We start from the raw sequence: 21,796 nt of genomic DNA on the forward strand, positions 1-21,796 counted from the left end.
GACTACATGGCTGGAACGGGCCGGATGCGCGTTACACCGGCACCTTCTTCAGCATCTCGACGCCGACCTGGCCGGAGGCGATCTCGCGCAGCGCGACGACGGTCGGCTTGTCGCGGCTCTCGATCTTCGGCGTATGGCCTTGCGCGAGCTGCCGCGCGCGGTAGGTGGCGGCGAGCGCCAGTTCGAAGCGGTTGGGGATTTGCTTCAGGCAGTCTTCGACGGTAATGCGAGCCATGTTGGAAATTCCTTCTGAATATAGTCGTTATTCTACCTTATGTCCCTCTACCCTCGCGTCATTCCGCGTGAGGCAGATGGATGCCGAGCTCGATGAACAGCTCCGCGTGTCGCGCGTACTGCGAAGCAAAGCGCAGGCGCGTGGCCGCGACGATGCATTCGAGTTCGGCGAGCGCACGATCGAAATTCTCGTTGATCACGACGTATTCCGCTTCCGACGCGTGCGCGATCTCGCTGCCGGCAGCCAGCAGGCGCCGCGTGATCACGTTCGGTTCGTCCTGGCCGCGCTTCTTCAGACGTTCCTCGAGCGCGTCGAGCGACGGCGGCAGGATGAAGATGCCGACCGCGTTGCGGAACTGCTTCTTCACCTGCAGTGCGCCCTGCCAGTCGATCTCGAGCAGCACGTCGTGGCCGTTCATCATCTGCTCTTCGATCCAGACGCGCGACGTGCCGTAATAGTTGCCGTGCACTTCCGCGCTCTCGAGGAATTCGTGCGCGGCGTGGCGCGCGCGGAAATCCTCGACGGTCGTGAAGTGGTAGTGCTGGCCGTCCTGCTCGCCCGGGCGCGGCTTGCGCGTCGTGTACGAGATCGACAGGCAGATGTCGCTGTCCTTCGACAGCAACGCGTTCACGAGCGTCGACTTGCCGGCACCCGACGGCGCGACGACCATGAACAGGTTGCCGGGATAGACGCCGCCGTGCAGCGCATGCGACGCGTGGCCGTCGCGGTTGAGGTCGGTCATGTTGCTTTACTCCAGGTTTTGCACTTGCTCACGCATCTGCTCGATCAACAGCTTGAGCGCCATCGATGCGTCGGCGAGTTCCTTCGCCGCCGCCTTCGAGCCGAGCGTGTTTGCTTCGCGATTCAGTTCCTGCATCATGAAGTCGAGACGCTTGCCGACGCGGCCGCCCTTCTCGATCACGTGACGCGTTTCGTTCAGGTGCGCGGTGAGTCGCGACAGCTCTTCCGCGATGTCGATCCGGATGCCGTACATCGTCACTTCCTGACGAATGCGTTCCGCGGCTTCCTCGCGCGTGACGATCGGCGCGCTGCCTTCGGGCGCCGCGATGCCGAGCGCTTCCTGCAGCCGCTCGACGATCTTCTGCTGATGCTTCGCGATCAGCTCAGGCACGAGCGGCGTGATGCGCGCGACGATCGCTTCCATTTCGGTGACGTTCGACAGCAGCATCGTCGCCAGCTGCGCGCCTTCGCGCGAACGCACGACGACGAGCTCGCCGATCGCTTCCTTGCCGCACGCGAGCACCGCGTCGCGGATCGCGTCCGCCGACACGCCGCTCTCGGCGAGCACGCCCGGCCAGCGCAGGATCTCGCCCGCGCGCAGGCGGCCGACGCCCGGGAACGAATCGAGCACCGAACGCTCGAGCTCGGCGAGCTGGCCGAGCGCCGTCTGGTTCAGCGCGCCCGCACCGATGCTCTGCTCGCCGCGCTGCAGGTTGATGCGCACGTCGACCTTGCCGCGCGACAGCTTGTTCATCAGCATTTCGCGCAGCGCGGGTTCGCACGCGCGCACGTCGTCCGGCATGCGGAAATTCAGGTCGAGGAAGCGCGAGTTCACGGTGCGCAGTTCGACCGACACGCTGGTGCCGCCGTTGCCGGTGGCCGTCGCGAGTTCGCGCGTCGCGCTCGCATAGCCCGTCATGCTGTAGATCATGGTTCGTCTCGCCGTCTGGGTGCCCTTCACGGGCGGGAATATGTCGAGGCGCCCGGCGCATTGCAAGGCGCGGGGCGGGAAGCGCGCATTATCCCATTTTTGCGCCCCACCCCGCCGGGCACGCCTGCCGTTCGGCGCTAAAATCGGGGTTTCCTCTTCCGTCCACGATTCCCCCATGACGTCTTCCCTGTCCCGCCCGAGCGGCCGCCGCGCCGACGAACTGCGCAAGGTCGCCCTCACGCGCCACTACACGAAACACGCCGAAGGCTCGGTACTCGTCGAATTCGGCGATACCAAGGTGATCTGCACCGCGAGCGTCGCCGAGCGCGTGCCCGAATTCCTGCGCGATCGCGGCCAGGGCTGGCTGACGGCCGAATACGGGATGCTGCCGCGCGCGACGCACACGCGCAGCGACCGTGAAGCGGCGCGCGGCAAGCAGACGGGCCGCACGCAGGAAATTCAGCGCCTGATCGGCCGTGCGCTGCGCGCGGTGTTCGATCTGGAGGCGCTCGGCCCGCGCACGATCCACATCGACTGCGACGTGATCCAGGCCGACGGCGGCACGCGCACGGCCAGCATCACCGGCGCCTTCGTCGCCGCGCACGACGCCGTGTCGAAGCTGATCGCGGCCGGCAAGCTCGCGCGCTCGCCGATCACCGACCACGTCGCCGCGATCTCGGTCGGCGTGTACGAAGGCGCGCCCGTGCTCGATCTCGACTACGCCGAAGATTCGCAGTGCGATACCGACATGAACGTCGTGATGACGGGCGCCGGCGGCTTCGTCGAAGTCCAGGGCACCGCCGAAGGCGTGCCGTTCTCGCGCGCCGAGATGAACGCGCTGCTCGACCTCGCGCAAAACGGGATCGGCCAGCTCGTGCAGCTGCAGAAGGACGTGCTGGGCGCCCGCCATGTCTGATGATCGCACCCTCGCGCCGCTGTCGCGCATCGTGCTCGCGTCGAACAACGCCGGCAAGCTGCGCGAATTCACCGCGCTGTTCTCGACGGTCGGCATCGAGATCGTGCCGCAGGGCGACCTGGCCGTGCCCGAGGCGGAAGAACCGTTCGGCACGTTCATCGAGAATGCGCTGACGAAAGCGCGGCACGCGTCGCGGCTCACCGGCCTGCCGGCGATCGCCGACGATTCGGGGCTGTGCGTGCGCGCGCTGCGCGGCGCACCGGGCGTCTATTCGGCGCGCTATGCGCAGCGCGCGGGCGGCGCCAAGGGCGACGCGGCCAACAATGCGTACCTCGTCGAGCAGCTGCGCGGCGTCGCAGACCGACGCGCATACTATTGCTGCGTGCTCGCGCTGGTGCGCCACGCGGACGATCCCGAACCGCTGTTCGCCGAAGGTCGCTGGGTGGGCGAGATCGTCGACACGCCGCGCGGCGAGCACGGATTCGGCTACGACCCGTATTTCCTCCTGCCGTCGCTCGGCGCGACGGCGGCCGAACTCGAGCCGGCCGTGAAGAACACGCACAGCCATCGCGCGCTCGCGCTGAAGGCGCTGCTCGCGCGGCTCGCGGAGGAACCGGCATGATCGTCCTCGTCACGCATTCGCAACCGGAGGCCGCATGAGCCAGGCGGCGGAAACCGGCGCGCGCGTCGTCGCGACCTTCACGTCGCCCGGGCAGGTACGGCTCACGTCGCTGCCGCCGCTCGCGCTGTACGTGCATTTTCCGTGGTGCGTGCGCAAGTGCCCGTACTGCGATTTCAACTCGCACGAGTGGAAAGGCGAGCGGTTTCCGGAAACCGAGTACCTCGATGCGCTGCGCGCCGATCTCGAACAGGCGCTGCCGCTCGTCTGGGGCCGGCAGGTGCATACGGTGTTCATCGGCGGCGGCACGCCGAGCCTGCTGTCCGCGGCCGGCCTCGACCGGCTGCTGTCCGACGTGCGCGCGCTGCTGCCGCTCGATGCCGACGCCGAGATCACGCTCGAGGCGAACCCGGGCACGTTCGAGGCCGCGAAGTTCGCGCAATTCCGCGCGAGCGGCGTGAACCGCCTGTCGGTCGGCATCCAGAGTTTCAACGAAGGCCATCTGAAAGCGCTCGGCCGTATTCACGACACCGCGCAGGCGCGCGCGGCCGTCGAGATCGCCGCGAAGACGTTCGACAACTTCAACCTCGACCTGATGTTCGCGCTGCCGAACCAGACGCTCGACGAATGCCGGGCCGACATCGAGACCGCGCTGTCGTACGCGCCACCGCATCTGTCGCTGTATCACCTGACGCTCGAGCCGAACACGCTGTTCGCGAAGTTTCCGCCCGCGGTGCCCGACGACGACGCGTCGGCCGACATGCAGGAATGGATCCACGCGCGCACGGCCGAGGCCGGCTACGACCGCTACGAAGTGTCGGCGTACGCGAAGCCGAATCATCAGTGCAAGCACAACCTGAACTACTGGCGCTTCGGCGACTATCTCGGGATCGGCGCGGGCGCGCACACGAAGCTGTCGTTCCCGAACCGGATCCTGCGGCAGGCGCGCTACAAGCATCCGGCCACCTTCATCGAACAGGCGACGGCCGGCACGCCGGTGCAGGAAGAGCGTGAAGTCGGGGCGCGCGACCTGCCGTTCGAGTTCATGCTGAACACGCTGCGGCTCGTCGAGGGCTTCCCGGTGCACGGCTTCGTCGAACGCACGGGTTTGCCGATCAGCACGATCGAGCCGGCACTGAAGGAAGCGGAACGGCGCGGGCTGATCACGCGCGATTTCGCGCAGATCGCGCCGACGCCGCTCGGCCAGCGTTTCCTCAACGACCTGCAGGAATTGTTCCTGCGTGACGATTGAAGCGGAACGAGGCGGCATTTCGGTTACAATGCCGCCTCGTGTGGAAGCGTGGCCGAGCGGTTTAAGGCACCGGTCTTGAAAACCGGCGACGGGAAACTGTCCGTGAGTTCGAATCTCACCGCTTCCGCCAGGAAGTTCGCCCAACCCCGTCCATTCATCGAATGACGGGGTTTTTGTTTGTCCGCGGCGCGCCGCGCACGCTGCCCCCTCTGCCTGCCGACGCATCTCGCCCGATGCCGTTACAATCCGGCGCTCCGATTCGCGAAACGGGAAATCCACGTCATGAAGCCCTTCATCGCCTCGTCGCTCGTCGCCCTGCTGGCCGCCGTCGGCACGCACGCAGCGGCCGCCGATTCCGCCTCCGGCACCGACGCGCAAACACCGTCGTGCGCGATCGCGTACGTGAAGGGCGTCGGCGGCTCGCCGCGCGGCCTGCGCGAATATCTCGCGAGCCCGACGCCGTACAACTACCTGAAGGAAAACGAGCTCCAGTGCAAGGTGTCGGATGACGGGCGCGCGTCGAACTGCACCGGCGTGACCTACATCCGCAACGAGCAGGTCAGCGTGTACGACGATTCCGACCCGGCGACGCTGACGGTCGTCGCGCCGGTGGAACTCGAGCACGGCCAGAAGTATCCGGTGATCCTCGTGGTGCAGCGCAAGGACGCGCGCTGCACGCGGTAACACGCACCGCCTGCGGCACGCTCGACGTTGCCGCTGGCGACGCGCGCAGCCCTCACGGGCCGGGCCGCCATCGCCTAGAATTCGATCAGCACGGCGACACGACCGCCGCCGCAATTCGATGCCGCCCGCACCATCCGTGCGTGCGGCACACGGAGACCGCCATGACCGAACTGTCGACAGCGCCCGATCACGTCGATTACGAAGGCTTCGAGATCCATGTGGTGCCGGGCCTCGTCCCCGGCAGCGATGCGCGCTACACCTACACAGGCTATGTCTGCCATCCGGGCGTGAACCCCGCGCTGCCGGATCATGCCGTGCCGTTCCATGCGGACGGCGAAGAAAGCTTCGCGAGCGTCGAGGAAGCGGTGCATGAAGCCGTGCACATCGGCAAGACCATCATCGACGGCACGCATCCGGACCTGTCCGTTCTATCGCTCGTGACACACGGCTACTGAGCCGGTCGAGTACGCCGCTGCCGTTGCGTCAGGGACGCGCCGCGCGTGCGCAATCGTCGTGCCCGCATGGTCACGTGTCATGTCACATCGCGTCGCGATGCGCGCCGGAAGCCCCGCCGAATCGCCATCATCCGCGAATCGGCACATCGCGCTTCGCGTGCTATGCGTTTGTCCCGATAACGCGCCGCGCGCAGACGCCTATCATTTTTTTATCGTCACCCTCCGGCACTCCCCCATGCCTTCTCTTCCCTGCCCGGGCGTCGACCGGCTGCGCATTGCCGCGCTGGTCTCCGCCGTCATGCTTGCCGCCTGCACGATCACGCCGCCCCCGTCGCTGCGCTCGATCCTGACGATTCCGTCGGTCATCCGCAGCGCGAATCGCGACCAGTACCGCGTGGAAGTCGCGCAGTGCGTCGCCGAGCACAATCCGTCCGCCGTGTCGCACGGGGTGCCGCAGGCGATGCTGCGCTCGCTCGTCGTCGTCGCGTTCACCGTCGATCGCAGTGGCCAGCTCGTCAACGCATCCGTCTATCGCAGCAACGGCGACAGTGAAGCGGAAGCGCTCGCGCTCGCGTCGCTGCGCCGCTCGGCGCCACTGCCGCCACCGCCGTCGAAACTGCTGGACGGCAATGGCCGGCTCGAGATGATGGAAGGCTGGCTGTTCAACGACGACGGCCACTTCCAGTTGCAAAGCACCGCATCCGCGCAGGCGCAATCGATCGACTGAGCCCGCGCCCGCCCGCGTTTGCCGCCATGTCGCGGCGCTGGCTATAATTTTCCGCAATCGCGCGGCCACCCTCCCGCGCGCGTTCGCGCGCCGCACCCGGCATGCGAGCCGACCACGCCGGCACCGGGCGGCGGCGACCTATCCGTCTCCATCGTCGACCGGCGGGTGACGTCCGCGCCACGCCGCGCGTCCACGCCGCCGCCTCATCCGCTCGGCCGCTCCCGGCAGGCGTCCGCTTGCCCGAGCGCTCACCCGGCCGACCGCCCAACGACAAAACGGAGACATCCATGTCCGCATCTCCCCCGGCCGTTGCACACGCAACCGGTTCGGCCGGCGCCGTCAGCCACCGGCGCATCGTGTTCGCGAGCTTCATCGGCACCGCGATCGAGTTCTACGACTTCTACGTGTACGCGACCGCCGCGGCACTCGTCATCGGCCCCGTGTTCTTTCCGCACGGCTCCGCGACCGCCCAGGCGCTGTCCGCATTCGTCACGTTCGGCATCGCGTTCATCGCGCGGCCGATCGGCTCGTTCCTGTTCGGCCACTTCGGCGACCGCATCGGCCGCAAATCGACGCTCGTCGCGTCGCTGCTCGTGATGGGCGTGTCCACCACCGCGATCGGCTTCGTGCCCGGCTACGACACGATCGGTGCGCTCGCACCGGTGCTGCTGTGCGTGCTGCGCTTCGGCCAGGGGATCGGCCTCGGCGGCGAATGGGGCGGTGCGGCGCTGCTCGCGACCGAGCACGCGCCGCAAGGCAAGCGCGGCTGGTTCGGGATGTTCCCGCAGCTGGGCCCGTCGGTGGGCTTCCTGATGTCGAACGGGTTGTTCTTCGCGCTCGCGCTGTCGCTGTCCGACGAACAATTCCGCAGCTGGGGCTGGCGCATCCCGTTCCTCGTCAGCGCGGTGCTCGTCGCGCTCGGCCTGTACGTGCGGCTGAAAATCACCGAGACGCCGGCGTTCCAGGCCGCACTCGACCGCAACGAGCGCGTGCGCGTGCCGGTCGCGACGCTCGTCTCGCAACACTGGAAGCCGACGCTGCTCGGCGCGCTCGCGATGGTGGTCTGCTACACGCTGTTCTATATCTCGACGGTGTTCTCGCTGTCGTACGGCGTGTCGACGCTGCATATTCCGCGCCAGAGCTTTCTCGGCCTGCTGTGCTTCGCGGTCGTGTTCATGGGGCTCGCGACGCCGCTGTCGGCGTGGGCCTCGGACCGCTTCGGCCGCAGGCCGGTGCTGGTCGTCGGCGCGATCGCCGCGCTGTCGTCCGGCTTCGCGATGGAGCCGCTGCTCGGCAGCGGCTCGATGCCGCTCGTCGCGCTGTTCCTGACCATCGAGCTGTTCCTGATGGGCGTGACGTTCGCGCCGATGGGCGCGCTGCTGCCCGAATTGTTCCCGACCAACGTCCGCTATACGGGCGCGGGGGTCGCGTACAACCTCGGCGGGATCCTCGGCGCGTCGATCGCGCCATACATCGCGCAGCTGCTCGCCGCGCGCGGCGGCCTGTCGTGGGTCGGCGGCTACGTGTCGGTTGCGGCGGCAATCAGCTTGGTCGGCGTGCTGCTGATGCGCGAAACCCGCGACGCATCGCTCGTCTGAGCCCTCGAGGCGCCCCGGGTTGTGCGGCGGGGTCGCCGCCTATGCTCGATCCGGGGGCGCCGTCACGCACCCCGGGCTCCCTCCGCTGAAGGAGCCGCCGCAATGAACCTCCGCCTCGACAACGCTGGCCTCGTCCTGAGCCTGGCGCTCGCGCCGGGTGGCGCCCTGCTGCTCGCGGCGCGCTTCCGGCCGAAAACCTGGCGCGGCGTCCTGTTCGAGGCGCTTCTCGCCAACCTGGCCGCCGTCGCCGCGGTGATGACGGTCGCAGCGCTGCTCGCCTGAACGCGCGGCCCGCTTCCCCCGGGCCGGTTCATGCCGATAGCGGGCTCGCGCTGGCCCTAGGCCGTCAGCCGGTCACGCAGCGCGCCATAGGCCGGCCCGACCGCATCGATCGCATCGAGTGCCTGCGCAACCGACGGCGGCGCGCCCGGTTCGCCGATCGACAGCGCGTTCGGCGCGCCGCCGATGCCGCAATGGTGACGCGACGTCGCGACGAAAATCATCACGGTCGGCCGCTGCAGCGCGTGCGCCATATGCACGAACCCGGTATCGACTCCCACCACGAGGGCGGCCCGGCCGATGGCCGCACCCAGTTCGCGCACCGACATCGCCGGCAGCACGATCGCGCCCGACGCACGCGCGGCAATGTCCTGCGCAGCGTCGTGTTCGGCTGCCGATCCCCACGGCACGAGCACGCGCACGCCGCGCGCCATCATCTGCGTAGCCAGCGCGGCCCAGTGGTCGGCGGGCCATTGCTTGTCCGGATTGGACGTGGCGTGAAACAGCAGCATGAACGGCGCGCCGTCGGTCACGGCGGGCGGCAGGCTCGCATCCTGCGGCGGGACGATCCCGTAAGCGGCGCTGCCCTCGGGGACATAGCCCAGCGCCTCGCCGGCGCTCACGCGCATCCCGTGCCACGCGTCGCAGTCCGGCCGCGGGCCGAAGCGATGCGAGTAGGCGAAGCGGGCACCCGCCTCGCCGAGATCCTGCGTCTGATAGCCGACGCGGCGCGCGGCACGCGCGAGTGCCGAGATGATCGCGCTCTTGTAGACGCCGTGCAGGTCGATGACCGCATCGTAGCGGTGCGCGCGCAGCGCGCCGATCGACGCCGAGATCGCCTTCAGGTCGCCGCCGTTCCGGAGCTTCTTGAACCGCCGCAACGGCGCGCAAAGCACCTTGCTCACACCAGGATGCCAGCGCACGACCTCGGCGCACGATTCGTCGACGGCCCAGTCGACCGTTACGCCCGGAAAGGCACGGTGGAGGTCCGCGACGACAGGCAGCGTCTGGACGACGTCGCCGAGCGACGTCACTTTCACGATGAGGATGCGTTTCACTTTTCTTATGATGAATGGGGTGGGCCGGCCATTTGGTGATGCTAACGACGGTTGCCGCGTTGATACATTACGCCGACATTACATTTGCAACAAAGTGCGACGCTTTTGTGAGGATTTGTCGAGCCCCGGCTGCATCAGGTTCTTTTTATAATGCGCTCTTTGCCCTCCCGGCTTCCGCCGATGCAACGCCCCGCCCTTCCTGCCCTGCTTTCCGGGTTGTTTCCCGCCCTCACCCGCCGCTCGCTGCGGATCTGGCGCCAGTACGGCGTGTTCTGGCTCGGCGCGATCGCCGTGGGCCTCGCGGCCGTGCTGTACGCGCGGCTGATCGACTGGGGCTACGACACGTTCCGCACGATGCGCGACCACGCCGCGTGGCTGCCGCTGCTGCTGACGCCGTCGATCGCCGCCGCGTCGGCATGGCTCACGCGCCGCTTCTTCCGCGGCGCCGAGGGCAGCGGGATCCCGCAGGTCATTGCGACGCTGCATGCGAGCCCGGGCGCGTTCGGCGCGCGGCTGCTGACCCTGCGCATCCTGTTCGGCAAGGTCCTGATCTCGTTCATGGGCATCCTCGGCGGCTTCACGATCGGACGCGAAGGCCCGACCGTGCAGGTCGGCGCGTCGCTGATGTTCAACCTGCGGCGCTTCTACCCGCGCTCGAACGCGCAGATCGAACGACAGCTCGTACTCGCCGGCGCGGCGGCCGGCCTGTCGGCCGCGTTCAATACGCCGCTCGCCGGGATCGTGTTCGCGATCGAGGAGCTGACCCGCAGCTTCTCCGCCCGCGCAAGCGGCGTGCTGATCACCGCGATCATCCTCGCCGGTGTCGTCGCGCTGGGCCTGAACGGCAACTACACGTACTTCGGCACGATCGACGCCGGCCAGCATTTCCCGAAGATGCTCGCCGTCGCCGTGCTCGTCACCGCGCTCGTGACCGGCGTCGCGGGCGGCCTCTTCAGCTGGCTGCTGCTCAATACCGGGCGCTGGCTGCCCGCGCGCCTGCTCGGCCTGTATCGCGAGCGCCCGATCGCGTTCGCGGCGCTGTGCGGTTTCGTGATCGCCGTCGTCGGCCTCGTGTCGGGCGGAACGACGTTCGGCAGCGGCTATGCCGAGGCGCGCGGCCTGCTCGACGGCCATGAACGGCTGTCGGTGCTCTATCCGTTCCTGAAGATGGTATCGATGGTCGCGTCGTACCTGCCGGGCATTCCGGGCGGGATCTTCGCGCCGTCGCTGTCGATCGGCGCCGGGTTCGGCAACCTGCTGCACCTCGTGTTCGGCGACATGAGCCTGCCGATGCTGATCGCGCTCGCGATGGTCGGCTACCTCGCGGCGGTCACGCAGTCGCCGATCACGTCGTTCGTGATCGTGATGGAGATGATCAACGGTCACGCGCTCGTGATTTCGCTGATGGCGACCGCGCTGGTGTCGAGCCGGATGGCGCGCTTCTTCGCGCCGCCGCTCTACGAAACACTCGCGCAGCGCTATCTCGCGCCGCCCGCGGCCGCCGCTGAACCCGCCGCGGCGCCGGCGGTTGCGGCCGGCGTCGTCGAGCCGCAGGACGCGGCCGCCGCGCCCGCCGATCCGCTCGACACGCTGCGCGAACGGGACGGTGGCGAGCCGGAGGCCCCGGCGGCCGGCAACGCCGCCACGCACACGCCCGCGACGTCGCACGACGACGGACCGTCCGCTTCCGGCACGACCGCTTCCGGCACGACTCCTTCCGGCACGAGCGGCCCGGCGCAGACGGGCCCGCGTACCCCTCAGTAGATCACCACCGGCGCGGGCCGATAGTAGACGGGCCGCGCCGGCACGACGATACAGCCGGCGAGCGTGATCGCGACGAGCGCAATGGCAAGGGCGGTTCTTTTCATCGCGCGCCTCCGTCAGGCCCAATGGCCGCGCGTCCAGAACCAGTTCGGGCCGCGCTGATCCCAGTGGCCCGGCACCCAGTGCATGCCGATACGCTCGGTTTCCCAGCGGCCGCCGATCCAGACGTAGCGGCCATGATCCCAGTGCCAGTGACCGCGCTCCCACACATAGCCGACGCGTGCGTCGGGCACGACCTCGTAGCGCACCGGCGGCGGCGCGTTCGGCGCGACGACGACGATTTCCTCGGCGGGCGCGGCCACCGGTTCGGCGACGACCACCCGGCCCGACTGCACCATCACGGGCGTACCGACGAGGATTTCGTCGGCGCATGCGGCGAGCGGCGCGGCGACGGCTGACAGGCCCACGGCGAACAGTACGAGCGAAACGATACGGCGTTGAACGGTAGAGACAGCCATCACAACCTCCTGATTGACAAATGACGCGAGCGTATTCGTTCAATGCGGGAGATCGACCAACGGCCGACAGACGCCGTGTTACGGCGCGACCGAAAGTGCAACAGGGCGTAAGACGCGCACGGCGGCAGGCGCCACCGTGCGGGGGGACAGACAGCGGTCAGGCTTGCGGAATCTCGATCTTCACTTCGAGGACTTCGAGATCGTCCTGGCGCTCGAGGCTCACGCGGATGTCATCGTTCGAAATATGGACGTACTTCGAGATGACCGCGACCAGCTCCTTCTGCAGCGCCGGCAGGTAATCGGCCGGCGGCCGGCCGCCGACCCGCTCGTGCGCGATGATGAGCTGCAGGCGCTCCTTCGCGACCGATGCGGACTTCTTCTTCTCGCCGAGGAGAAACGAAAGGATGGACATGGGCGGCCTCCGTTACTTGCTGCCGAAGAGGCGCTGCAGCAGGCCCGGCTTCTGATAATCGGTGAAGCGCAGCGGCTTGTCCTCGCCGAGGAAGCGCGCGACGACGTCCTTGTACGCTTCCGCAACGTCGGTGCCGTCGATGTGCACGGCCGGCAGGCCCTGGTTCGAGGCGTGCAGCACGGCTTCCGATTCCGGCACCACGCCGATCAGCTTGATGCGCAGGATCTCGCTGATGTCCTCGAGCGACAGCATTTCGCCTTCGCTCACGCGCTTCGGGCTGTAGCGCGTGATCAGCAGGTGTTCCTTGATCGGATCCTTGCCTTCGGCCGCGCGCTTCGTCTTCGACGACAGGATGCCGAGAATGCGGTCCGAGTCGCGCACCGACGACACTTCCGGGTTCGTGACGATCAGCGCTTCGTCCGCGAAGTACATCGCGTGCAGCGCGCCCGCCTCGATACCGGCCGGCGAGTCGCAGACGATGTATTCGAAGTCCATCGCGACCAGGTCGTTCAGCACCTTCTCGACACCGTCACGCGTGAGCGCATCCTTGTCGCGCGTCTGCGATGCCGGCAGGATGAACAGGTTCTCGCACTTCTTGTCCTTGATCAGCGCCTGGTTCAGGTTCGCTTCGCCCTGGATCACGTTGACGAGGTCATACACCACGCGACGCTCGCAGCCCATGATGAGATCGAGGTTGCGCAGGCCGACGTCGAAGTCGATCACGGCCGTCTTGTGGCCGCGCAGCGCGAGGCCGGACGCGAAGCTCGCGCTGGTCGTCGTCTTGCCCACGCCGCCCTTGCCCGAAGTCACCACGATGATTTTTGCCATTTACCCAATACCCTGTGTTCGTCAATGAGAGCCGATCGACCCGGAGCGTGCCGCGTGAATCACGTCAGGCGCAGCGGTTCGATCATCAGTTTTTCCTCTTCGAGCCGGATCTGCACCGATTTGCCCAGTATGTCCGCGGGCAACGGGTTCTCGGTCGTTCGATAGATACCCGCGATCGAAATCAGTTCCGGCTCCAGACACGTGCAGAAAATGCGCGCGTCGTGATTGCCGTGCACGCCCGCGAGTGCGCGGCCGCGCAACGGCGCGTAGATGTGGATGTTGCCTTCCGCGATGATCTCGGCACCGTGACTGACCGGCGCCAGCACCACGAGGTCTCCTTTCGCGTAAATCTGCTGCCCCGAACGCAGCGGCCGGTCGATCACCAGCGTCTGGCCGCCCGCCGCAACCGGCGTCGGCGCAGGTTCCGGCGCCGGTTCGGCTGCCGCGGCAGCGGCCGGCGCCGCGACGGGCGCCGCCTCCGCTTCGTCGGCCGGCTTCGCGGCCGACACGCGGCGATCGCGCGCCTCGAGCAACGGCAGGCCGGCTTCCCCCGCCCAGCCCTGCGTCGCCAGCGCGACGACGCCCACCGGGCGCATCCGCACGTCGTTCAGCATCTGGCGGATGTCGGCGAGCGCGACGCGTTCGCCGTCCGCGAGGCGGCGGACGTCGATCGCGACGACATCATCGGCGAAAAACTCGGGAGTCGCTTCGAAGCGCTTGACCAGTTCGGTACGCAACGCATCGAGATCGGTCGTCTTCACGGTGAACAGCAACGTATCGACCGATCCGCTGCGCAGCTCGAAGAATGGCGATTTTTTAAGCGACATGGACACTCTGCAAAAAATTTTTGCGTATTTTACAGGCGTCCACGCGTGCGGCCATTATTTTTGGGGAACCGGGGGGCGACGGTCGCGGCGAGCGCGCAACCGGCAGGCGGGCAGTCGGGCGGGCGGCCGGGCCTTCATCACGCCGTGCGGCCCGCGCATTCATGCGTCAGGGTGTGTTGAAGTGCGACACGAACAACGACTTCATCGCGCCGGGCATCCGCGCGATCGGCGCATGCTCGCCCGTGTTGCCGAAGCCCGCCCGTTCGTAGAAACGGATCGCGTTGCGGTTCGCATCGGCGATCCATGCGTAGACGTCCCGCGCCCCGCGTTCGGCCAGCCACGCGGTAGCCGTTTCCAGCAACAGCACGCCGCCGCGCAGGTGGCGGACCGCGTGCGCGACCCACAGCTCGCTGACGAACGCGCGCCGCTCGGGCGTCGTGTCGAAATACGCGCCGATCATGCCGGCCGGATGGCCTTCGGTGTACAGCAGGAAAGTCGTCGACTCGTCGGACGCGGCACGCAGCGCGGCGATGGCCGCCGCCGCGTCGGAATCGACGTTCAGCAATTCGGCCTCCGGCGCTTCACCGGGCGCGTAGGGCTCACGCAGCGATGCGGCGCGGAGTTCGCGATACACGCCGCCCTGATCGGCAGCGATACGACGAACGGTCAAGGTCGAACTCATGCAGGCACAGCCCCCTTCGGACAGCAAGTTACTAGCTTCAACCGAAAGCGGGGCATGAGTCAAATCGTAATTTTCAAATGACAGCGCGGATCGAAAGGCAGCACGCGTCGCGCACGCGCGGGTGTGCGGGTGCAGCATCGACGCGTCGACGGGCCGCGACGCATGGCAGTCCGAACGGCGAAGTCGGACGCGTCGCCCCGCTCGCCTTGTCATGCATGGCATTCATGTGGTCAGGGTCCGACGTTACCCCGCAGCGGCGCCGTAATGATCCGTAATATATGTATCCCAAAAAGCCGCGCCGCCACGCGATGTCGCGTCGCATTTATTGCATTGCAACATCCGTTGCGGACCCAGCCGCCGGATACTCGCGCGTGTGGCCTCACGTATTCATCCGACGAGAATGCCGGCCGCACGAGCGGATCGGACCCGCTCCGGCCTGTTTCAATCACCGTGGCGCAGGCCCCTCCCGGCCCGCGTCCTGCACGGGCCGCCGTTTGAAGTCGCCCGCCTAGCGGCGGGGTTTGGAAAGCGCGCGCGACGGTCGTATAACTGGCACAACCGGACCACCGATCCGGTGCCGCGCGCCGTGCCGCGGACCCACGACGATTCGAACGACGACAAGCGCGTCACTCGGCCGCCGCACCCGCACACGCGGGAGCCGGCCCCGAAAAGGAGGGAGACAATGGCAATGACCGACGCATCGGCCTCGGGCTGGTCGGATGGCAAACGTTATCTGTGGCTGCTCGGCGCGGTGACGATCACGCTGCCGATCCTCTCGGCCCAGCTCGCGCTGTCGACGGGCCTCCACGTGTTCTGGTGGTTCGGCCCGCTGTTCGCGTTCGGCGTGATCCCGGTCCTGGACACGCTGATCGGCGACGATCGCGACAATCCGCCCGAAGCCGTCGTCCCGCATCTCGAACGCGAGCGCTACTACCGCTACATCGTCTATCTCGCGACGCTGGTCGAATACATCGCGTTCTTCATGTGCGTGCGGATCGTCGGCACGCATGCGCTCGCGTGGTACGACTACGTCGGCTTCGCGCTGTCGCTCGGCGCCGCAACGGGCATCTCGATCAACACCGCGCACGAACTCGGGCACAAGACCAGCCGCTTCGAGCGCTGGCTCGCGAAAGTCACGCTCGCGCCGGTGGCGTACGGGCACTTCTTCGTCGAGCACAACCGCGGCCATCACGTGCGCGTCGCGACGGCCGAGGATCCGGCGAGCGCTCGCTACGGCGAATCGTTCTGGGCCTTCCTGCCGCGCACTGTGACGGGCAGCATCCGCTCGGCGTGGCGCCTCGAGAAGGCACGCCTCGAGCGGCTCGGGCAATCGCCGTGGACCTGGCGCAACGAGGTGCTGCACGCGTGGGCGATGACCGTCGTCGTGTGGGGCATCGCGCTCGCGATGGCCGGCAAGATCGTGATCCCGTTCCTCGTGATCCAGGCCGTGTACGGCGCGTCGCTGCTCGAAGTCGTCAACTACGTCGAGCACTACGGGCTCGGCCGCCGCAAGCTGCCGAGCGGCCGCTACGAGCGCTGCACGCCGCAGCATTCGTGGAACAGCAATCACGTCGTCACCAACCTGTTCCTGTACCAGTTGCAGCGGCACGCCGACCATCACGCGAACCCGACGCGCTCGTACCAGGCGCTGCGACACTTCGACGACTCGCCGCAACTGCCGGCCGGCTACGCGACGATGATCCTGTTCGCCTATGTGCCGCCGCTCTGGTATCGCGTAATGAATCCGCGTGTCGTCGCGCACTATGGCGGCAACATGGCGCAATCGAACATCAAGCCATCGATCCGCGCTCGCGTGCTCGCGCAGTATTCGGCCGCGGGGTGACGCAGGACGGCGCGGTCGCGGTCGCGGTCGCGGTCGCGGTCGCGGTCGCGGTCGCGGTCGCGGTCGGCAATATCGTCACGCGGCCTGCGGCAGCCTGAACACGGCGACCGCGTGCCGCAGCGCGCTCGCCTGCTCGGCCAGCGCCTGCGTCGCCGCCGACGCCTGTTCGACCAGCGCCGCATTGCGCTGCGTCGCTTCATCCATCTGCGTGACCGCGACGTTCACCTGCTGGATGCCGCCGCTTTGCTCCTGCGAAGCGGACGAGATCTCGCCGACGATCGACGTGACCCGCTGCACCGCGCCGACGATCTCGTGGATCGATTCGCCCGCGCGCGCGATCAGCACGGCGCCCTCGTCGACCCGCCGCGTCGATTGCTCGATCAGCGTTTTGATCTCCTTGGCGGCGGCCGCGCTGCGCTGCGCGAGCGTGCGCACCTCCGACGCGACGACCGCGAAGCCGCGCCCCTGCTCGCCCGCGCGCGCCGCCTCGACGGCCGCGTTCAGCGCGAGGATGTTGGTCTGGAATGCGATGCCGTCGATGACCGCGATGATCTCGCCGACCTTCGCCGCGCTGGCGGCAATCCCGCTCATCGTGCCGACCGCGTCCGTCATCACGCCACCGCCCGCGGACGCGATGTCCGATGCGTCGCGTGCGAGCTGCGCCGCATGCTGCGCGTGCTCGGCCGACTGGCGCACGATGCCCGTCAGTTCGGTCATGCTGGCCGCGGTTTCCTCGAGCGAGGCAGCCTGCGCCTCGGTGCGCGACGACAGGTCGTGATTGCCCGCCGCGATCTGCGCACTCGCGGTCGCGACGGCTTCGGCATGCGTACGCACCTCGAGCACGACACCAGACAGGCTCGCCTGCATCGTCTTCAATGCGCGCAGCAGATCGGCGATCTCGTCGCGGCCGGCCGCGTCGACGTCGCGCGTCAGGTCGCCGCCGGCCACCGCCTGTGCACAGGCCACGGCGCGATCGAGCGGCCGCAGGATCGCGCGGCTGAACAGGAACGCACCGATCATCGCGATGCCGAGCACGATCAGCATGAGCACGACGCTCGCCGCGGTCGCGTGGCGCGCATCGCGGCTCGCTTGCGACGATACGGCAGCACTCTCGTCGGCGATCGCCTTCGCCGCGCGCTCGAGCAGCGCGGCGGGCGCCCGGTCGACGCCCGCCACGGCCGCGTCCCCGGCCGTCGGCTCGAAGCCCGCGGCCTTGAACGCGTCGAACCCGCGCCGGTAGCCGTCGCCCATCGCCGCATGCGCGCGCATGAACTGCTCGACGAGCGTCCGGCTCTCGCCGGGCGGCAGCTCGCCGACGAGCTGCGCGGCGAGCGTGTCTACCGTGCGCTCGCGCGTCTGGAATGCCTGCCAGTACTTGTCGAGCTTGTCGGGCTGCTTGCCGCGCAGCAGCGTGTCCTTCCATTCCTGCACCTGCAGCTTGAACTGCACGAGCGTGGCCGATACGAGCCGCTCGTCGGCAACGTGCGTCTGCACGTCGTTCGCGAACGTGTCGATCGAGCGATTGAGAATGCGGATGCCGTATAGCGCGCCGCAGAACATCAGCAGCAGCGCAATGGCGAATGCGAGGGGAATCTTGTAGCTCAGCTTCATGGGACCTTGGATCGTCGGAGAACGGCGACCGCGCAAAAAGCGCGAGCCGCCGACCGCTCTGTTAACGGCGCGCGAGATCAAGGCTGAAGCGGGCAAGCGGCGGCGGGAACCGTGCGGGTCGAGCACGAAGCCCGTGGCGATCCGTGGGCGGCGGGAACCGAGGCAACAACGCCCAAGCGGGTGGGGTGCCGGCCGATCGGTACGCGCGCGCGTACCGCACATCGCATCCACGCTCGCCACCGGGCGACCAAAACGAAAAACCCCGTGATCCTTCCGGATCACGGGGCTTCGTATTTTGGCGGAGAGGGTGGGATTCGAACCCACGGTACGGGGAAACCGTACGCCTGATTTCGAGTCAGGTACATTCGACCACTCTGCCACCTCTCCTTCCTTGCTGCTTCATTTCCCGGTTGGTCGTGTCCGGGAAAGAAAAGATTATAGAACGATCTCTTCGAAACTCACAAGCGTTTTTTGCAAAATTTTTTGCGAGCCCGTCGAACACCGATCGCGCAGCGATCTCACGACGCCTGCGCAGGCGCTTCGATTCGCTCCATGCCGCCCATGTACGGACGCAGCGCCTCGGGCACCGTGACCGAACCGTCGGCATTCTGGTAGTTCTCCAGCACCGCGACGAGCGTGCGGCCGACCGCGAGGCCGGAGCCGTTCAGCGTATGCACGAGTTCCGGCTTGCCCTGCGCGTTGCGGAAACGCGCCTGCATCCGGCGCGCCTGGAACGCCTCGGTGTTCGAGCAGCTCGAGATCTCGCGATAGGTGTTCTGCGCGGGCAGCCACACTTCGAGGTCGAACGTCTTCGCGGCCGAGAAGCCCATGTCGCCCGTGCACAGCGTGATCACGCGGTACGGCAGGCCGAGCTTCTGCAGGATCGCCTCCGCGTGGCCGACCATCTCGTCGAGTGCCGCATACGACGCGTCCGGCGCGACGACCTGCACCATCTCGACCTTGTCGAACTGGTGCTGGCGGATCATCCCGCGCGTGTCGCGGCCGTACGAACCGGCTTCCGAGCGGAAGCACGGCGAATGCGCGGTCAGCTTGATCGGCAGCGCGGAGCCTTCGACGATCGACTCGCGCACGGTGTTCGTCAGCGAAATCTCGGACGTGGAGATCAGGTACTGCGTGATCGTGTTTTCGGCGCCGCCCTTCTCGACGCGGAACATGTCGTCCGCGAACTTCGGCAGCTGGCCCGTGCCGTACAGGATCTCGGGATTCACGATGTACGGCGTGTACGTCTCGCTGTAGCCGTGCTGCAGCGTGTGCGTGTCGATCATGAACTGCGCGAGCGCGCGGTGCAGGCGTGCGATCGAGCCGCGCAGCATCGTGAAGCGTGCGCCGGCGAGCTTCGCGCCGGTTTCGAAATCGAGGCCGAGCGGCGTGCCGACGTCGACGTGATCCTTCACCTCGAAGTCGAACTGGCGCGGCGTGCCCCAGCGGCGCACTTCGACGTTGTCGGCTTCGTCCTTGCCGACCGGCACGCTTTCGTGCGCGATGTTCGGCATGCCCAGCATCAGGTCGGACAGGCGCGTCTGGATCTCGCCGAGCTTGGCCTCCGACGCCTTCATTTCGTCGCCGATCCCGCCGACTTCGGCCATGACGGCCGACGTGTCCTCGCCCTTCCCCTTCATCGCGCCGATCTGCTTCGACAGGCTGTTGCGGCGCGCCTGAAGCTCTTCGGTACGGGTCTGGATCGCACGGCGTTCCGCTTCGAGGGCGGAGAACGCGGCGACGTCGAGGGTGTAGCCGCGATCGGCGAGGCGCTTCGCGACGCCGTCGAGGTCTTTGCGCAGCAACTGGATGTCGAGCATGGGAGGACTTGGAAAATCGTTGTGTAAGACGGGAATTCTAACGCACCGCGGGGCCGCCACGGCATTGGCCGGATGGACAGTGCCGCAAACGCGCGACGGGCGTGGCAGTATCGCATTGCCGGCCTGCGCGCCCGCAGCCGGCGAAGCGCGTTGCGCGACGCCGCGGCGCAGCGCGCGACAGCCGCCCCGGCCGGGCGCAACGCGGCGGGCAACGCACCCGTCTTCGCATCACCATCACCCGAGGGAACCCGATGGCCATCGAACTGGACAAGGATGTTCGCGACCGCGCGATCGCGTCGCTGCAACGGTATTTCACAGAAAACATGGACGAGCCGATCGGCAACATCCAGGCCGGTGCGCTGCTGCATTTCTTCGTCGAGGAAATCGCGCCGGCAATCTACAACCTCGCGATCGCCGATGCACAGGAGCGCCTGCACGCACGGGTCGCCGAGCTCGACATCGACTGCCACGAGGAGCCGTTCGAGTACTGGAAGAAGCAGCCGGGCCGCCGGCGCTGACACGCCCCAGGCAGCGCCGGCCGTCGCGCCGCGCTCGGCCGGTCAGTCCTTCTTGCCGGCCTCGCGGTCGAGCTCGCGCAGCCACGCGAGCTTGTCGGCGATCTTCGATTCGAGCCCGCGCGGCACCGGCTTGTACCAGCGCGGTTCGCGCATCCCTTCCGGAAGATACGACTCGCCGGCCGCATAGGCATTCGGCTCGTCATGCGCGTAGCGATACGCGTGACCGTAGCCGAGTTCCTTCATCAGCTTGGTCGGCGCATTGCGCAGATGCACGGGCACCTCGCGCGACTTGTCCTGCTTCACGAACGCCATCGCCTGGTTGAACGCGTTGTAGCCCGCATTGCTCTTCGCCGCGCACGCGAGATAGATCACCGCCTGCCCGAGCGCCAGCTCGCCTTCGGGCGAGCCGAGCCGCTCGTAGGTCTCGGCCGCGTCGTTCGCCACCTGCAGCGCGCGCGGATCGGCGAGGCCGATGTCTTCCCACGCCATCCGCACGATGCGCCGCGCGAGATATTTCGGATCCGCGCCGCCGTCGATCATCCGGCAGAACCAGTACAGCGCACCGTCCGGGCTCGAACCGCGCACCGACTTGTGCAGCGCCGAGATCTGGTCGTAGAAGTTGTCGCCGCCCTTGTCGAAGCGCCGCGCGTTCAGCGTCATCGCGCTGCTGACGAACTCGGCATCGATGGTCGTGACCTTGGCCGAGGCTGCGGCCGTCTGCGCCTGCTCGAGCAGGTTCAGGAAGCGCCGCGCGTCGCCGTCCGCATAACCGATGAGCGTATCGATCGCCTTGTCGTCGAACGCGAGCCCGTCGAGCGCGATTTCCTGCGCACGCTTGAGCAGCTGACGCATCTCGTCGTCGTTCAGCGACTGCAGCACGTACACCTGCGCCCGCGACAGCAGCGCCGAGTTGACTTCGAAGCTCGGGTTCTCGGTCGTCGCGCCGATGAAGGTCACGAGCCCCGACTCGACGAACGGCAGCAGCGCATCCTGCTGCCCCTTGTTGAAGCGGTGGATTTCGTCGACGAACAGGATCGTGTGGCGGCCGGTGCGATTCAGCGTGTCCTTCGCCTGCTCCATCGACTCGCGGATGTCCTTCACGCCGCCGAGCACCGCGGACAGCGCGATGAACTCGCAGTCGAACGCGAGCGCGGTGAGGCGCGCGAGCGTCGTCTTGCCGACGCCGGGCGGCCCCCACAGGATCATCGAATGCGGCTTGCCGGATTCGAACGCGAGCCGCAGCGGCTTGCCTTCGCCCAGCAGATGCGTCTGGCCGATCACCTCGGCGAGCGTCTTCGGCCGCAGCGCCTCGGCGAGCGGCCGGCGCGGCTCGACTTGAAACAGGTCGGACATGAACCCTCGCTCCAGATCAAACGATGGCGGCCGAACGGGCCGCCGGACCCGACATTATGACAGCCGCGCGACTGCACCGCCGCGCCTGGTGCTTGCGCCCGATCCCGACGCCCGATGCCCGCGCC

At 67.6% G+C, this 21,796-nt stretch carries 23 protein-coding genes and 2 tRNA genes; 12 read left to right on the forward strand and 13 right to left on the reverse strand.

Features of this window, described 5'->3' with window-relative positions; all coding sequences use genetic code 11:
* Window positions 1-31 precede the first annotated feature (31 nt).
* From rpoZ to DID99_RS13870, 3 genes are read right to left on the reverse strand one after another with little or no spacing between them, the layout of a single operon-like run.
* Window positions 32-235 (reverse strand): DNA-directed RNA polymerase subunit omega, encoded by a 204-nt coding sequence (rpoZ, locus tag DID99_RS13860; RefSeq protein ID WP_044848533.1) that lies wholly within the window; start codon window positions 233-235, stop codon window positions 32-34.
* Window positions 236-293: 58 nt separating this feature from the next.
* Window positions 294-977 carry a guanylate kinase gene (gene gmk, locus DID99_RS13865; RefSeq protein WP_124487795.1) on the reverse strand — a complete coding sequence of 228 codons (684 nt, stop codon included), beginning with the start codon at window positions 975-977 and terminating at the stop codon, window positions 294-296.
* 6 nt (window positions 978-983) lie between these two features.
* Window positions 984-1,907, reverse strand: a complete 924-nt coding sequence (locus DID99_RS13870; RefSeq protein ID WP_124487794.1) for a YicC/YloC family endoribonuclease — start codon at window positions 1,905-1,907, stop codon at window positions 984-986.
* 175 nt (window positions 1,908-2,082) lie between these two features.
* Between DID99_RS13870 and rph the strand changes: the two genes are divergently transcribed.
* The 9 genes from rph to DID99_RS13920 all read left to right on the forward strand — a co-directional run bounded on the left by rph (window position 2,083) and on the right by DID99_RS13920 (window position 8,440).
* Window positions 2,083-2,823 (forward strand): ribonuclease PH, encoded by a 741-nt coding sequence (gene rph, locus DID99_RS13875; protein WP_124666950.1) that lies wholly within the window; start codon window positions 2,083-2,085, stop codon window positions 2,821-2,823.
* Complete coding sequence (gene rdgB / locus DID99_RS13880) at window positions 2,816-3,445, forward strand: RdgB/HAM1 family non-canonical purine NTP pyrophosphatase (protein WP_044848529.1); 630 nt, start codon at window positions 2,816-2,818, stop codon at window positions 3,443-3,445. The genes rph and rdgB overlap by 8 nt, the downstream gene beginning before the upstream one ends.
* A 34-nt stretch (window positions 3,446-3,479) precedes the next feature.
* On the forward strand, window positions 3,480-4,694 hold the full coding sequence (gene hemW / locus DID99_RS13885; protein WP_124487791.1) for a radical SAM family heme chaperone HemW: 1,215 nt from the start codon (window positions 3,480-3,482) through the stop codon (window positions 4,692-4,694).
* A gap of 42 nt (window positions 4,695-4,736) precedes the next feature.
* A tRNA-Ser gene (locus tag DID99_RS13890) sits at window positions 4,737-4,824 on the forward strand.
* Window positions 4,825-4,976: 152 nt separating this feature from the next.
* Complete coding sequence (locus DID99_RS13895; protein ID WP_124571019.1) at window positions 4,977-5,378, forward strand: hypothetical protein; 402 nt, start codon at window positions 4,977-4,979, stop codon at window positions 5,376-5,378.
* Between the two features lie 161 nt (window positions 5,379-5,539).
* The gene (locus tag DID99_RS13900; protein ID WP_044848553.1) at window positions 5,540-5,833 is read left to right on the forward strand and encodes a hypothetical protein; all 294 of its coding nucleotides are present in this window, start codon (window positions 5,540-5,542) and stop codon (window positions 5,831-5,833) included.
* Window positions 5,834-6,068: 235 nt separating this feature from the next.
* The gene (locus DID99_RS13905) at window positions 6,069-6,560 is read left to right on the forward strand and encodes an energy transducer TonB (RefSeq protein ID WP_124571020.1); all 492 of its coding nucleotides are present in this window, start codon (window positions 6,069-6,071) and stop codon (window positions 6,558-6,560) included.
* 287 nt (window positions 6,561-6,847) lie between these two features.
* Complete coding sequence (locus DID99_RS13915) at window positions 6,848-8,158, forward strand: MFS transporter (protein WP_124571021.1); 1,311 nt, start codon at window positions 6,848-6,850, stop codon at window positions 8,156-8,158.
* Window positions 8,159-8,260: 102 nt separating this feature from the next.
* Entirely contained in the window at window positions 8,261-8,440 is a 180-nt protein-coding gene (locus DID99_RS13920) for a hypothetical protein (RefSeq protein ID WP_124666951.1), read from the forward strand.
* A 56-nt stretch (window positions 8,441-8,496) separates the two neighbouring features.
* On the opposite strand, the gene waaC is transcribed toward DID99_RS13920, so the two are convergent.
* Window positions 8,497-9,495, reverse strand: coding sequence for a lipopolysaccharide heptosyltransferase I (gene waaC, locus DID99_RS13925; protein WP_044849276.1), 999 nt, complete (start codon window positions 9,493-9,495; stop codon window positions 8,497-8,499).
* Between the two features lie 180 nt (window positions 9,496-9,675).
* Between waaC and DID99_RS13930 the strand changes: the two genes are divergently transcribed.
* Window positions 9,676-11,259, forward strand: a complete 1,584-nt coding sequence (locus tag DID99_RS13930; protein WP_260444576.1) for a chloride channel protein — start codon at window positions 9,676-9,678, stop codon at window positions 11,257-11,259.
* Between the two features lie 116 nt (window positions 11,260-11,375).
* Here the strand turns inward: DID99_RS13930 and DID99_RS13935 are convergent, their stop codons facing one another.
* The 5 genes from DID99_RS13935 to DID99_RS13955 all read right to left on the reverse strand — a co-directional run bounded on the left by DID99_RS13935 (window position 11,376) and on the right by DID99_RS13955 (window position 14,664).
* Window positions 11,376-11,777: a YXWGXW repeat-containing protein gene (locus DID99_RS13935; RefSeq protein WP_124666952.1), complete on the reverse strand. Its 402-nt coding sequence runs from the start codon at window positions 11,775-11,777 to the stop codon at window positions 11,376-11,378.
* A gap of 157 nt (window positions 11,778-11,934) precedes the next feature.
* Window positions 11,935-12,189 (reverse strand): cell division topological specificity factor MinE, encoded by a 255-nt coding sequence (gene minE / locus DID99_RS13940; protein WP_006486661.1) that lies wholly within the window; start codon window positions 12,187-12,189, stop codon window positions 11,935-11,937.
* A 12-nt stretch (window positions 12,190-12,201) separates the two neighbouring features.
* Window positions 12,202-13,017 carry a septum site-determining protein MinD gene (gene minD, locus DID99_RS13945; RefSeq protein WP_044849298.1) on the reverse strand — a complete coding sequence of 272 codons (816 nt, stop codon included), beginning with the start codon at window positions 13,015-13,017 and terminating at the stop codon, window positions 12,202-12,204.
* A 59-nt stretch (window positions 13,018-13,076) separates the two neighbouring features.
* Window positions 13,077-13,844, reverse strand: coding sequence for a septum site-determining protein MinC (minC, locus tag DID99_RS13950; protein ID WP_124571024.1), 768 nt, complete (start codon window positions 13,842-13,844; stop codon window positions 13,077-13,079).
* 166 nt (window positions 13,845-14,010) lie between these two features.
* Complete coding sequence (locus tag DID99_RS13955; RefSeq protein ID WP_260426262.1) at window positions 14,011-14,664, reverse strand: GNAT family N-acetyltransferase; 654 nt, start codon at window positions 14,662-14,664, stop codon at window positions 14,011-14,013.
* A gap of 544 nt (window positions 14,665-15,208) precedes the next feature.
* Here DID99_RS13955 and DID99_RS13960 point away from each other — a divergent pair.
* Window positions 15,209-16,369, forward strand: a complete 1,161-nt coding sequence (locus DID99_RS13960) for an alkane 1-monooxygenase (protein WP_124666953.1) — start codon at window positions 15,209-15,211, stop codon at window positions 16,367-16,369.
* Between the two features lie 75 nt (window positions 16,370-16,444).
* Here the strand turns inward: DID99_RS13960 and DID99_RS13965 are convergent, their stop codons facing one another.
* From DID99_RS13965 to serS, 3 genes are all read right to left on the reverse strand, one after another.
* A complete protein-coding gene (locus tag DID99_RS13965) occupies window positions 16,445-17,980 on the reverse strand; it encodes a methyl-accepting chemotaxis protein (RefSeq protein ID WP_124487784.1) in 1,536 nt (511 codons plus the stop codon).
* Between the two features lie 296 nt (window positions 17,981-18,276).
* A tRNA-Ser gene (locus DID99_RS13970) sits at window positions 18,277-18,367 on the reverse strand.
* 131 nt (window positions 18,368-18,498) lie between these two features.
* Window positions 18,499-19,800, reverse strand: a complete 1,302-nt coding sequence (gene serS, locus DID99_RS13975) for a serine--tRNA ligase (RefSeq protein ID WP_044849213.1) — start codon at window positions 19,798-19,800, stop codon at window positions 18,499-18,501.
* 251 nt (window positions 19,801-20,051) lie between these two features.
* On the opposite strand from serS, the gene DID99_RS13980 reads away from it, so the two are divergent.
* Window positions 20,052-20,318, forward strand: a complete 267-nt coding sequence (locus DID99_RS13980) for a DUF2164 domain-containing protein (RefSeq protein ID WP_124487783.1) — start codon at window positions 20,052-20,054, stop codon at window positions 20,316-20,318.
* Between the two features lie 42 nt (window positions 20,319-20,360).
* On the opposite strand, the gene DID99_RS13985 is transcribed toward DID99_RS13980, so the two are convergent.
* Window positions 20,361-21,671, reverse strand: a complete 1,311-nt coding sequence (locus tag DID99_RS13985) for a replication-associated recombination protein A (protein WP_044849211.1) — start codon at window positions 21,669-21,671, stop codon at window positions 20,361-20,363.
* Window positions 21,672-21,796: the final 125 nt, after the last annotated feature.

The sequence above is a fragment of the Burkholderia sp. Bp8986 genome (assembly GCF_003854225.1).
Taxonomy (GTDB): domain Bacteria; phylum Pseudomonadota; class Gammaproteobacteria; order Burkholderiales; family Burkholderiaceae; genus Burkholderia.

What these genes read in the sequence shown, in the direction of transcription:
- rpoZ (WP_044848533.1), bottom strand. Translation starts at nt 235, where the DNA reads ATGGCTCGCATTACCGTCGAAGACTGCCTGAAGCAAATCCCCAACCGC.
- gmk (WP_124487795.1), bottom strand. Translation starts at nt 977, where the DNA reads ATGACCGACCTCAACCGCGACGGCCACGCGTCGCATGCGCTGCACGGC.
- DID99_RS13870 (WP_124487794.1), bottom strand. Translation starts at nt 1,907, where the DNA reads ATGATCTACAGCATGACGGGCTATGCGAGCGCGACGCGCGAACTCGCG.
- rph (WP_124666950.1), top strand. Translation starts at nt 2,083, where the DNA reads ATGACGTCTTCCCTGTCCCGCCCGAGCGGCCGCCGCGCCGACGAACTG.
- rdgB (WP_044848529.1), top strand. Translation starts at nt 2,816, where the DNA reads ATGTCTGATGATCGCACCCTCGCGCCGCTGTCGCGCATCGTGCTCGCG.
- hemW (WP_124487791.1), top strand. Translation starts at nt 3,480, where the DNA reads ATGAGCCAGGCGGCGGAAACCGGCGCGCGCGTCGTCGCGACCTTCACG.
- DID99_RS13895 (WP_124571019.1), top strand. Translation starts at nt 4,977, where the DNA reads ATGAAGCCCTTCATCGCCTCGTCGCTCGTCGCCCTGCTGGCCGCCGTC.
- DID99_RS13900 (WP_044848553.1), top strand. Translation starts at nt 5,540, where the DNA reads ATGACCGAACTGTCGACAGCGCCCGATCACGTCGATTACGAAGGCTTC.
- DID99_RS13905 (WP_124571020.1), top strand. Translation starts at nt 6,069, where the DNA reads ATGCCTTCTCTTCCCTGCCCGGGCGTCGACCGGCTGCGCATTGCCGCG.
- DID99_RS13915 (WP_124571021.1), top strand. Translation starts at nt 6,848, where the DNA reads ATGTCCGCATCTCCCCCGGCCGTTGCACACGCAACCGGTTCGGCCGGC.
- DID99_RS13920 (WP_124666951.1), top strand. Translation starts at nt 8,261, where the DNA reads ATGAACCTCCGCCTCGACAACGCTGGCCTCGTCCTGAGCCTGGCGCTC.
- DID99_RS13930 (WP_260444576.1), top strand. Translation starts at nt 9,676, where the DNA reads ATGCAACGCCCCGCCCTTCCTGCCCTGCTTTCCGGGTTGTTTCCCGCC.
- DID99_RS13935 (WP_124666952.1), bottom strand. Translation starts at nt 11,777, where the DNA reads ATGGCTGTCTCTACCGTTCAACGCCGTATCGTTTCGCTCGTACTGTTC.
- minE (WP_006486661.1), bottom strand. Translation starts at nt 12,189, where the DNA reads ATGTCCATCCTTTCGTTTCTCCTCGGCGAGAAGAAGAAGTCCGCATCG.
- minD (WP_044849298.1), bottom strand. Translation starts at nt 13,017, where the DNA reads ATGGCAAAAATCATCGTGGTGACTTCGGGCAAGGGCGGCGTGGGCAAG.
- minC (WP_124571024.1), bottom strand. Translation starts at nt 13,844, where the DNA reads ATGTCGCTTAAAAAATCGCCATTCTTCGAGCTGCGCAGCGGATCGGTC.
- DID99_RS13955 (WP_260426262.1), bottom strand. Translation starts at nt 14,664, where the DNA reads ATGCTGCACCCGCACACCCGCGCGTGCGCGACGCGTGCTGCCTTTCGA.
- DID99_RS13960 (WP_124666953.1), top strand. Translation starts at nt 15,209, where the DNA reads ATGGCAATGACCGACGCATCGGCCTCGGGCTGGTCGGATGGCAAACGT.
- DID99_RS13965 (WP_124487784.1), bottom strand. Translation starts at nt 17,980, where the DNA reads ATGAAGCTGAGCTACAAGATTCCCCTCGCATTCGCCATTGCGCTGCTG.
- serS (WP_044849213.1), bottom strand. Translation starts at nt 19,800, where the DNA reads ATGCTCGACATCCAGTTGCTGCGCAAAGACCTCGACGGCGTCGCGAAG.
- DID99_RS13980 (WP_124487783.1), top strand. Translation starts at nt 20,052, where the DNA reads ATGGCCATCGAACTGGACAAGGATGTTCGCGACCGCGCGATCGCGTCG.
- DID99_RS13985 (WP_044849211.1), bottom strand. Translation starts at nt 21,671, where the DNA reads ATGTCCGACCTGTTTCAAGTCGAGCCGCGCCGGCCGCTCGCCGAGGCG.